The organism is Dietzia cercidiphylli, from assembly GCF_039531545.1.
In the GTDB taxonomy this organism is placed as follows: Bacteria; Actinomycetota; Actinomycetes; order Mycobacteriales; family Mycobacteriaceae; genus Dietzia; species Dietzia natronolimnaea.
In genome coordinates, this window is record NZ_BAAAQG010000027.1 from 1 (window position 1) to 1,372 (window position 1,372).

A 1,372-nucleotide genomic window follows, 5' to 3' on the forward strand; every position below is an offset into this window, starting at 1 on the left:
CATCACGGCGTCCTCGAGGACGTACGGCGGGGCATGATCCCTGCACATATCTACAACGACAAAGAGCTCTTCGAACTCGAGAAGGAACGTCTCTTCAGCCGCAGCTGGCTGTTCGTCGCCCACGAGTCGGAGGTCCCCGAGGCTGGTGACTACGTGGTCCGCAGGGTCCTCGAGGACTCGTTCATTATCTCTCGGGACGAACAGGGCCAGGTCCGGGCCCTGTTCAACATGTGCCTCCACCGGGGCATGCAGGTGTGCCGGGCGGAGATGGGCAATGCCTCCCACTTCCGTTGCCCGTACCACGGTTGGTCTTACCGCAACGACGGGCGCCTCGTTGGCCTGCCGTTTCACAAGGAGGCATACGGCGGGGAGGAAGGCTTCAAGAAGAAGGGCCAGACCCTGTTGCCTGCTCCCTCGCTGGCCACGTACAACGGTCTGATCTTCATCAGCATGGACCCGGATGCCGAGCCCCTGGAGGAGTTCCTGGGGGACTTCAAGTTCTACCTGGACTACTACACGAAGCAGAGCGCGGACGGCATCGAGCTGCGTGGCCCTCAGCGTTGGCGGGTCAAGGCGAACTGGAAGATCGGGGCCGAGAACTTCGCCGGGGACATGTACCACACGCCCCAGACCCACACCTCGGTGGTGGAGATCGGCCTCTTCCGCGAGCCCAAGGCGGAGAAGCGCAAGGACGGCACCACGTACTGGGCTGGCAACGGTGGCGGCACCACTTACAAGCTGCCCGAAGGTGGCCTGGAGGAGCGCCTGCGCTACGTGGGCTACCCGGACGAGATGATCGCCCGGATGAAGGAGCAGTGGACCCAGGAGCAGCTCGACGTGGTCGGCAAGGACGGGTTCATGATCTCGGCGGCCTCACTGTTCCCGAACATGAGCTTCGTCCATAACTGGCCGCGGGTCGAAGAGGGCTCCGACGAGGTGCTCCCCTTCATTTCCATCCGCGTGTGGCAGCCGATCAGCGAGAACGAGACGGAAGTCCTCTCGTGGTTCGCCGTCGACAAGAACGCGCCGGAGGAGTACAAAGCGCTTTCCTACAAGGCGTATCTCATGTGCTTCGGCAGTGGCGGCATGTTCGAGCAGGACGACGTCGAGAACTGGGTGTCCCTCACCAATACTGCCGCCGGCTCCATGGCACGGCGTCTGCTGCTCAACAGCCGGATGGGCATGCTCGAGAACGGCGAGAACGTCGTCGAGGCCCTGTCCCCCGAGGAATACTCGGGACCCGGCGCCACCCGTGTCGGCTACAGCGAGTACAACCAGCGGGAGTTGTTGCGCCGGTGGGCCGATCACCTCGAACGTCCGGTAGAAGCCGCAGCGCAGGTGCACGTGGGCTCGGACCCGGTGCAAGCGCCAC

1 protein-coding gene is annotated in these 1,372 nt (G+C 63.7%); it reads left to right on the top strand.

All coding sequences use genetic code 11. The annotated features are described in order from the left end of the window. A partial coding sequence (locus ABD250_RS17710) for an aromatic ring-hydroxylating dioxygenase subunit alpha (RefSeq protein WP_344393551.1) occupies positions 1-1,372 on the top strand: 1,372 nt, incomplete at both ends.